This is a genomic window from Frankia sp. AiPs1 (assembly GCF_023716945.1).
Lineage (GTDB): Bacteria > Actinomycetota > Actinomycetes > Frankiales > Frankiaceae > Frankia.
Genome location: NZ_JAMQQF010000306.1, coordinates 1 through 6,972, shown reverse-complemented (window position 1 = coordinate 6,972; position 6,972 = coordinate 1). Strand labels below are relative to the sequence as shown.

Sequence of the window (6,972 nt, the reverse complement as noted above, 5' to 3'; positions counted from 1 at the left end):
GGGTCGGGACGAGCCGGTGGCCGACGGGCGCGGCGGGGGCAGGTGCGGCAACCACCCCGACAGCACACCACGCGGGTCCGACAGCCTCGCACCGGCTCCCGACCAGGCCACGCCGCGCGGGGGTGAGCCGGCGGTGAGGTCGCGTGCACGCGCAGGCCGGAGCGTGGCACTGTCATGGCCCATGACCGAATGCAGCGGCAAGGTCGCGCTGGTGACCGGGGCGGGATCCGGGATCGGCGCCGCCTGCGCCCGCCGGCTGGCGAGTGCGGGCGCGCAGGTTGTCGTCACCGATCGCCACCCGGACGGCGTCAAGGACGTGGCGGCGCAGATCGAACGGGACGGCGGGGCGGCGATCGCGCTGGAGGCCGACGTCACCGATCCCGACGCGCTCGAACGGGCGGTGCAGGCCGCCGTCGGCACCTTCGGGCGACTCGATCTGGCGGTGAACAACGCCGGTGTCACCGCCGGGCGCGAGCCGGTCGGGACCACCCCCGCCGAGGACTGGCAGCGGGTGCTCGACGTGAACCTGTCCGGGGTCTTCTACAGCATGCGCGCCGAGATCACGGCGATGCTGCACGGCGGCGACGGTGGCTCGATCGTCAACATGGCCTCGGTGTTCGGCACGGTCGGCTTCGCCGGGTCCGCGCCGTACGTCGCCGCCAAGCACGGCGTGATCGGGCTGACCAAGACCGCGGCCCTGGAGTACGCGACGCGGCGGATCCGGGTCAACGCGGTCGCGCCCGGCTTCGTCGACACCCCGCTGCTGCACGTCGACGGTCGCCGCCAGCGCGGCGCGGCGCTGCTGGCGCCGATGAACCGGCTCGGCACCGCCGAGGAGGTCGCCGAGGTCGCCGTGTTCCTGCTGTCCGACCGGGCGTCGCTGGTGACCGGCAGCGTCTACCTCGCCGACGGCGGCCTGTCCGCCCGGTAGAACCGCGGCGGATGCGCGGGAAAGCGCCGCCATGGTTCTTCTGTAGGGTTCGGCGTCCGATTTATCCCGCAAGGGATTCACAAGTACATATTTTCAGACGGACAGTCGGGCGGCTACCTACCCATGCTCCTGGGGCAGAGCTCCGCCCGACCTACGCCTTGCGATCCCTCTAGGGATGATCACGGACTCCGCGCTCATGTACGGCGGCGCCCCCTTCCTCGGTTGCGATCCCTCTAGGGATGATCACGGACCGGGGCTGGTCGTGGTCCGTGGCGACATGCGGTCGTCGTTGCAATCCCTCCAGGGATGATCACGGACGTGACCTTCGCTGTCGCCGCGGCTGGAAGTACCTGTTGCGATCCCTCTAGGGATGATCACGGACGCGGGAAGCATGGCCCGCACGCGCAAGGACTGGCGCGGACGGTTGCGATCCCTCTAGGGATGATCACGGACCTGTATGCCGCCGCCGGTCCCGTCATCCCGCGGGCGTTGCGATCCCTCTAGGGATGATCACAGACCCACCCGCTGGGATGCCCGCAAAGAGCTCCAGACGTTGCGATCCCTCTAGGGATGATCACGGACGCTCCTCGTCTCCGGGCCCTCCGGAGCCGTCGAGGCGTTGCGATCCCTCTAGGGATGATCACGGACACGGCGTGGCCGGTCGGGGGGCCGGTCGTGACGGGGTTGCGATCCCTCTAGGGATGATCACGGACTCGGTGGATTTGCCGGGCCGCTGGTCGTGGCGGCGTTGCGATCCCTCTAGGGATGATCACGGACGGGGGACCTCGGCCGCGAGGCCGCCGCATGGGTGGAGTTGCGATCCCTCTAGGGATGATCACGGACCCCCGCGGCACGCGAAACAGAATCCGAACAGGTAAGTTGCGATCCCTCTAGGGATGATCACGGACCTGACCTGGACGAGGAGCTGACCCGCACCCTCCTGTTGCGATCCCTCTAGGGATGATCACGGACGTGGATCGCGGCCGAGCATTACGACGTCGAGCAGGCGTTGCGATCCCTCTAGGGATGATCACGGACCCCATGGTAAAGCCGCAGGTCGGCGGGCCCGCTTAGGCTCCGCGCACGATGATCGTTGCAGCGTTCCGCCGGTAATGCAATCGCCCAGGTCAGGACGTTGATCCTTCCGGGGCCCGCCGGGCGCCGTTTTGTCCGGCTGGGGCGTGGAGGTCGGTACGTGCCCCTTGTCAGGGGCAGTATGCCAACCATGCCGTGATCGTGCCCGTCCGCCAGCGGGGCGGTCTGGCACCGAGAGATCGTCCGGTGTGGAGTCATCCGGCTGCCCGATAGTTACGCAGCGTTTCGGGCGTGGCCTGGGTCAAGCCGTGTTGATCTACTATCTCCGACCTGGCCTGACGGAGGTCTCCGTGGAGGGTCGGCCCGGTGTCGGCGGGGTCGCGTATCACCCGGCGGTCCGCTCGGGCTCGGTCGCCCGGCGCATCGCTTCCGCACCTCTTGCTACTTCCCTGATTCAGAGAGGAATGCATTAAAGGCGCGGGAATATGTATCACTGATTGGCAGCACGTGACGGGCAGGGTAGGTATTATGAGTGGTGTAAGAAGAGAAAGTGAATAGGGCGGCCCGGGGCGGTGTTGGTAGCACCATCCCCGGGCCTTGATCCCAACTCCTGACTAGAGACAGGATGTGGAACCCATGGCCATGATGCCAGAGTCCAGGATCGGTGGGGGTAGCCGGTCGGTCCTCGGCGCGGAGCTGTACGTTCATCCGGCGGAGCTCGCAGACGTCCATCTTCCCGCGGCACCGTCGCGCTTCTCGGTGATACGTCCGACGCTGCTGCTTCCCGGGAACCTGCGGGTGAGCGTCGCGTCCGACATGCCGTATGACGTGGCGTCCAAGTGGTGGGACTCGCTGACCGTGGCGGGGTCGGTGGCGAGTCAGTGGTACGCCACCCAACATCACGGCTGGCCTGGCGGGCCGGGGCGGGAGGCATAGCGCGCTGACGGTGGTTCAGGCGGCCGGTGACTCTGGTGGGGGTTGCCGGCCGTTCGCCGTTCCTGGCCTTCAACAACGTATAGGAATCTTGCGATGATGGAGGTACAGGGATGAAGACGGCCCGGACGGTGCTCCAACACCGCTACCCGGGCCTGAGTCCCACCACCTGAGCAGACAGGGGCAAGGACCTATGAGCAGCATGCCACACGATCCGCTGCGGGAAAGCGTGGACCGGATCGACAGTCTTCTTACGGCGGTGCGAGAGGCGCTGGTGAAGGCGGCGGTAGAACTGGAAGACGGGCCGCTTGCCACGTCCGATAGCCGTTTCAGCCACGCGGTTGCGGCTACGCTGCGTAGCCTTTCCGGTCTGGTCGGAATCGCGGGCGCCGCGCAGCAGGTCGAGATGCTGGATGCGCTGGCGTACGGGTTGCACGTGGCGGTAGAGGGTGTGCGCGAGGTAATACCGCACGTACGAGCGGTGATCTTCGTCCGGGATGACGTCGACGTCGCGGACCGGGCTGCCCAGCGGGAGGTGTGCGCCCAGGTGTGCGCGGCGCGGGGCTGGTCGACCGGGCCGGTGATCTACCAGGGGCAAGACGGGCTCCGTGGCTGGGCGGCGGCTCTTCGGCTGGTGCACGCGGGCTGTGACGTTGTCATCGTCGACTCGCTTGACCGGCTGGGGCCGAACGACGACGCGCGGTTGTCGGTCCTGGCGCTCCTGCTGCGCCATAACCTCCGCATCGTTGCGGCACGTGACGGCGTCGACACCGGCGACCCGGTCGGGCGGGCGCTGGCGGAATCCCTCATCGCCTGACGCAAAGCAAGTGCGATCGAACCCGGGTTCAGGGGCCGAAACGGTGCCGGGCCCGGGTTTTGATCTTCATAGGGTTCGGGCTGAGCTGATCTCCTCCGTCGGTCGGGCGGCGTAGCCCTACCCCGGGTTCTCCTGGCCGTGCAAGGGCGCCAACGGCACGTGCGTCCCTGCTGGGCGCTGTGCGTCCCTTGCGCGGGCGGGAGGTTCCGGGGTAGCCCTCGGGGGTCCGGGCGGCGGAGGCGATCAGCGGACGTGCCGCGCCTTCCCCCCTCCAGAGAGAGGGCCGGGGTTTGGGGCGGAGCCCCGACAAGCCGAAACGGGCCCGTTGTCGCTGGGGTCCTGGTGCTCATGGTCGGACTGGCGTGGGGCGTGACGCTCCGACGGGGCCGACGGGCCGACACACCCGCGGGGCCGACGCTCCGGCGGGGTGCCGACCGGAGGGAGGCGGGGCCCCGTCGTGGCGCGGCGGCCCCGCAGGCGCGGCGCGGCGCGTGCGGCACGGCCCCCGCGGCAGCCCGAAGGGCCGCCCTGAAAAACCATAAAGAAAGTTCGCGATGACTACTTGCAGCCGTCGGTCGATTACACTTTGTCCATCTTTGTGATCATCAGGTGATCAGTCGGCTGGTGTATCCGGCGGCGACGAGGTCGTCGTAGGCGGCTCGGACGTGGTCGGGGACTGGTTGCGGGATGGCGTATCCGCGTTCGGCGTAGAGCCAGATGCGTTGGGTGTCGCCGACGAGCATGGACACGACCCGGTCGGCGTCGCCGATGCTGGCCACGTAGTCGTCGAGGCTGATGGGTTGGGATGCGCACATCACGTCGACGTCCGGCCACCGTTTGCGGCAGGTGGCGTAGGCGCGGCGCTGCTGGTAGGGCCGTGAGATCAGGGTGACGGACCTGGGTGTGAGGCCGTGGGCGGTGAGGAATTCGCGGGTGCGGGTGATGTTCTCGCCGGTGTTGCGTGCGGTCGGTTCGACGAGGATGGCGGCGTCGGGGACGTCGAGGGTGAGCGCGTGTTCGCGGTAGTGGACGGCTTCGCCGCGGGGGAACGTGGCGATGGTCGTGGGTGCGTTGGCGCCGGTGAAAACGATCCGGGGGAACATGCCGCGGTGGTAGAGGGCAGCGGTGCAGGTCGCGACGCTGAGATCGTGGCTGCCGAGCCCTATGCCGACATCGGTGGGGTGTGGGTCGTGGTGCATGTCGTGGTAGTTCCAGAGCACGTCGACCGGGCCTCGTAGCGCGGCGGGCAGCGGGGCTGCCGTCACGGGCGGTTTCCGGAGTCGGGGATCTGGAACCGGTAGGACCAGGCGAACCGTGATGCCGGGTGCACGCCGACGGCGTATTCGACGGGCGTGTCCTCGGCGGTGAAGGTCGTTCGGCGCAGCTCGACGACGGGTTCGCCGGGTGGGAGTTGCAAGGTTGCCACTTCCTCGGGGGTGGGCATCCGTGCTTGTAGTTCTTCGTTGATCCAGGCGGGTTCGAGGCCCTGGTCGGTCAGGACCCGGAATCCGCCACCTGGGCCGACGGGGCCGGCACGGTCGTCGGTCAGGCGGGTGCCTTCGACATGTTCGGGTCGGTAGTAGCTGGTCAGCGTGTGCGTGGGCGCGTCGTGTTCGCGGATCAGGCGTGCGCGTTCGTAGACATCGGCGCCCTGGTCCACGCCGAGTGCGGCGGCGACGTCGGGTGCCGCGGGAACCCGGCGGACCGTCTGCGTCTGGTCGCCGGGCTCCCAGGCCCGGGGGGATGCGACCCGGTCGGCGGCGAACGCGACCAGATCGGCGCCCTGCCATTTCGCCTTGTCGTAGCGGTCGATCCCGAGTCGGCGCAAGGGTGGCCGGGACCGGACGTAGACCCCGGCTCCTGCACGACCGCTGACCAGGCCCTCTTCCTTGAGGCGGGTGACGGCGAGCCGTGCGGTCTCCGACGCAACGCCGTAGTGCCGGGCCAGTTCGGCGGTCGAGGGAAGCGCTGTCCCTGGAGCCAGACGCCCGGAGGCGATCTGCTCGCGGAGATCAGCCCAGATCCGGTCAGAAGCCCCACGCTTACTGCTCATCGGCCGAGTGTAGATGCTTCCTAGGAAGGTCTTGACCTACCTAGGAAGGTGAGGGACGCTTGATACCTACCTAGGAAGGTTGGTTCCCCTGGTGCTGCTGGCGCCGGGCGGAAGGTGGCCGACTCCTGTTGTCGTCTCTTCGGAAGGGGGCTGGTTGTGGCCGGGTGCGAAGCAGGGGCCGGGTTTGGCGGGTCGGGTGACGGTGTGCCGGTGGCGGCGGGTGTCCGGTGGGGGTTGGCGACGTTCGGTGTGGGGCGCCGGTTGGAGGGGTTGATCGGTCCGTTTGATTCGCCGGCGGCGGCGCAGACGCGGTAGCCCTCGCTCTTTACGCTTCCGCGACGCCATCCCATACGCGGCCAGGGTGCGACTGTTCCGGCCCGACAGTTCCGTCGACACGGACTGGCAGGGGGCTCCGACCCCCGGGGAGGTCCTGGAAGACGTCGTCAACCGTCTGCTCGCCAGCAGGCGTATGGTTCCCCGGCGAACGACGCCGCCGCCCAGGACCCAGGACAGCCGGGTCAGGCCGCCAAAGCCTCGACGGACGCCAGGGAGACCCCGGTACCGACACCGTGACCGCGGCGCGCTGGGTGGGTGTGAGCCAGAACAACTGGCACCAGAGCGGGTCGAAGCACCTGCGACGCCGGACGCGTTGCCGTTGCTGCTGCGGGGGTTGCGCCTGGCGGTGACCACGACGAACGTTCTACGGCGCGTAGAATCTGGCCGGTGCGACGACAGGTGCAGACGACTTCCGCGCGTCGCGGCGGCGCCCGGCGGAGCAGGATTGCGGCGGCGGTCGGCGTCGTCGCCGCGATGCTGCCCGCGCTGCTGCTGGCCCTGGCAGCACCCGCCGCGGCGCACTCCCGGCTCGTGACCACCACGCCGGCCGCGGACAGCGTGCTGCCCGCCGCCCCGGGTGAGATCACGTTGACCTTCAACGAGTCCGTCTCGTCCCGCTACACCCACGTCGCCGTGACCGGCACCGATGGTGCCAGCGTGAACAGCGGTGCCACGGCGGTCGAGGGCGCCACGGTCCACCAACCGCTCACGGCGCTGACCGGCGGGCGTTACACGGTCTCCTATCAGGCCGTCTCCGAGGACGGCCATCCCGTCGGGGGGACGTTCGTGTTCACCGTCGCCGGAGGCTCGAGCCCGCAGGGCGGCGGCGCCGGGGCCGGTGCCGCGTCGCCGGCCGGAGGCGGCGCT

Annotated in this window: 6 protein-coding genes and 1 CRISPR repeat array; of the genes, 4 read left to right on the top strand and 2 right to left on the bottom strand. The window is 69.1% G+C overall.

Annotated features, from left to right (window positions below; translation table 11 throughout):
- Positions 1-181: 181 nt before the first annotated feature.
- The 3 genes from ND748_RS21390 (at position 182) to ND748_RS21380 (ending at position 3,716) form a co-directional block, all read left to right on the top strand.
- The gene (locus ND748_RS21390) at positions 182-931 is read left to right on the top strand and encodes an SDR family NAD(P)-dependent oxidoreductase (RefSeq protein WP_251747773.1); all 750 of its coding nucleotides are present in this window, start codon (positions 182-184) and stop codon (positions 929-931) included.
- 157 nt (positions 932-1,088) lie between these two features.
- Positions 1,089-1,969: a CRISPR direct-repeat array (repeat unit 30 nt; unit sequence GTTGCGATCCCTCTAGGGATGATCACGGAC).
- Between the two features lie 633 nt (positions 1,970-2,602).
- Positions 2,603-2,902 (top strand): energy transducer TonB, encoded by a 300-nt coding sequence (locus ND748_RS21385; protein ID WP_251747772.1) that lies wholly within the window; start codon positions 2,603-2,605, stop codon positions 2,900-2,902.
- A gap of 199 nt (positions 2,903-3,101) precedes the next feature.
- On the top strand, positions 3,102-3,716 hold the full coding sequence (locus ND748_RS21380) for a recombinase family protein (RefSeq protein ID WP_251747771.1): 615 nt from the start codon (positions 3,102-3,104) through the stop codon (positions 3,714-3,716).
- 605 nt (positions 3,717-4,321) lie between these two features.
- Here the strand turns inward: ND748_RS21380 and ND748_RS21375 are convergent.
- Positions 4,322-4,915, bottom strand: a complete 594-nt coding sequence (locus ND748_RS21375; RefSeq protein WP_374215993.1) for a YdcF family protein — start codon at positions 4,913-4,915, stop codon at positions 4,322-4,324.
- Positions 4,916-4,977: 62 nt separating this feature from the next.
- Positions 4,978-5,769 (bottom strand): GntR family transcriptional regulator, encoded by a 792-nt coding sequence (locus tag ND748_RS21370; protein ID WP_251747769.1) that lies wholly within the window; start codon positions 5,767-5,769, stop codon positions 4,978-4,980.
- A gap of 735 nt (positions 5,770-6,504) precedes the next feature.
- Between ND748_RS21370 and ND748_RS21365 the strand changes: the two genes are divergently transcribed.
- The coding region (locus ND748_RS21365; protein WP_251747768.1) for a copper resistance CopC family protein at positions 6,505-6,972 on the top strand (468 nt) is incomplete at its 3' end.